General features: G+C 71.4%; 1 protein-coding gene. It reads left to right on the forward strand.

Annotation, left to right across the window (positions count from 1 at the left end; genetic code table 11):
• Window positions 1–108 precede the first annotated feature (108 nt).
• Window positions 109–1,416, forward strand: a complete 1,308-nt coding sequence (locus tag CHB94_RS24305; RefSeq protein ID WP_089339106.1) for an IS256 family transposase — start codon at window positions 109–111, stop codon at window positions 1,414–1,416.
• The last annotated feature ends 48 nt before the right edge of the window (window positions 1,417–1,464 follow it).

A 1,464-nucleotide genomic window follows, 5' to 3' on the forward strand; every position in this document is an offset into this window, starting at 1 on the left:
GAGGTTGTCCCGGGTCTCGTAGAAGTTGAGGTGGCGGCCCCCTGCCCGCACCGGCCGTGAGGTAGGTGTTGGGCGTCCGCCAAGACACCACTTCGACAGGGGACCGCCGTGACCAAGAAGTACCAGAACGACAAGATCGACACGCCCGTCGGGGACGGCTTTGCTGTGCCGGAGCGGGTGAACGTGGCGATGGCCGAGATCGCCGGCTCAATGCGCGAGGGTCTGCTGGCGCTGGCCGTGGGCACCGGCCTGCAGGTCATGCAGGTGCTGATGGAGGCCGACGTCACCGCGCTGGCCGGCCCGAAGGGCAAGCACGATCCCGACCGCACCGCGGTCCGGCATGGCACCGAGCGCGGCTCGGTCACCCTGGGCGGGCGGCGGGTGCCGGTGAGCCGGCCGCGGGTGCGCGCCGCCGACGGCTCCGGCGAGCTGCCCGTGCCGTCCTACGAGCTGTTCAGCAGCACCGAGCTGCTCGGGGCGATGGCGATGGAGCGGATGCTGGCCGGGCTATCCACCCGCCGTTACCCGATCGGCCTGGAACCGGTGGGCGAGCAGGTCGCCGCCGCGGCGAGCTCGACGAGCAAGTCCGCGGTCTCCCGCAAGTTCGTGGCGATGACCGAGACCGCGCTGGCCGACCTGCTCGCCGCCGACCTGACCGGCCTGGACCTGATCGCGCTGATGATCGACGGGGTGCACTTCGGCGAGTCCTGCTGCGTCGTCGCCCTGGGCATCGACGCCGACGGGACCAAGCACCCGCTGGCGCTGGTCGAGGGCGCGACGGAGAACGCCACCGTCGTCACCGACCTGCTCACCGGCCTGCGCGACCGCGGGCTGGACGTGACCCGCCCGATCCTGGTCGGCATCGACGGCGCCAAGGCGCTACGCAAGGCCGTGGCCGACGTCTTCGACCACCCGGTCATCCAACGCTGCCAGCTGCACAAGATCCGCAACGTTCAGGACCGCTTACCGCAGCGGCTGCGCGGTCCGGTCGGCAAGAAGATGCGCGCCGCCTACCACGCCAACTCCGCCCTGGAGGCCGAGGCCGCCCTGACCGCCCTGGCCCGCGAGCTGGACAAGACCCACCCCGGCGCGGCCGCCAGCCTGCGCGAGGGCCTGGCCGAGACCCTCACCGTGCTGCGCCTGGGCGTGCCCCCGACGCTGGCCCGCACGCTGCGCTCGACCAACGCCATCGAGAGCATGATCTCCATCTGCCGGACTCACTCGGCCAACGTCAAGCGCTGGCGCGACGGGCAGATGGCGCTGCGCTGGTGCGCCGCCGGGATGGTCGAGGCCGGCAAGCAGTTCCGCCGGGTCAACGGTCATCTGCACCTGGCGAAGCTGCGCGCCGCGCTCGACGCCGAGATCGCAGGAACTGTCACACCCGTCATGCACGATGGGGAGGTCGTCGCAGCCTGACGCACAACGGGCCGCCACCGAAGTTCTACGGAACTCGGGACAACCTCC

It is taken from the genome of Blastococcus mobilis (genome assembly GCF_900188025.1).
GTDB classification, from domain to species: Bacteria; Actinomycetota; Actinomycetes; order Mycobacteriales; family Geodermatophilaceae; genus Blastococcus_B; species Blastococcus_B mobilis.